Below are 357 nucleotides of genomic sequence, written 5' to 3' on the forward strand. Positions count from 1 at the left end.
TACAGGACAGCATGACCGAAATATTAAAGAAAGCATTCATAGACCCGCAGCATAAAGTGAGTGCGGATGAGGTCAATCTGACGGTGCGTGAAAACGAAATTCTGGAATGTCTGGCTGAGGGAATGAATAATAAGACCATTGCCCGAAAATTGGACATTCGTGATACCACTGTCAAAGTGCATATCAAAAATATCCTGCGCAAACTGAATCTTACTTCACGTTTGGAGGCGGTGGTGTGGAAGCATCAACAGGATGGCAGGTAACTACTGAATAAATTAATGCCGACAATCCTCAACCAGGATTGCCGGCAATAATTACTGGATTTACAAAGGTCAACACGCCCTAGCAAATTACAGT

1 protein-coding gene is annotated in these 357 nt (G+C 43.1%); it reads left to right on the plus strand.

The window, feature by feature from the left end:
* Positions 1-263 (plus strand): LuxR C-terminal-related transcriptional regulator (locus tag B3182_RS15070; protein WP_292753376.1); only part of this gene is annotated, 263 nt, incomplete at its 5' end.
* Between the last annotated feature and the right edge of the window lie 94 nt (positions 264-357).

Source organism: Methylophaga sp. UBA4204 (genome assembly GCF_002379485.1).
In the GTDB taxonomy this organism is placed as follows: domain Bacteria; phylum Pseudomonadota; class Gammaproteobacteria; order Nitrosococcales; family Methylophagaceae; genus Methylophaga.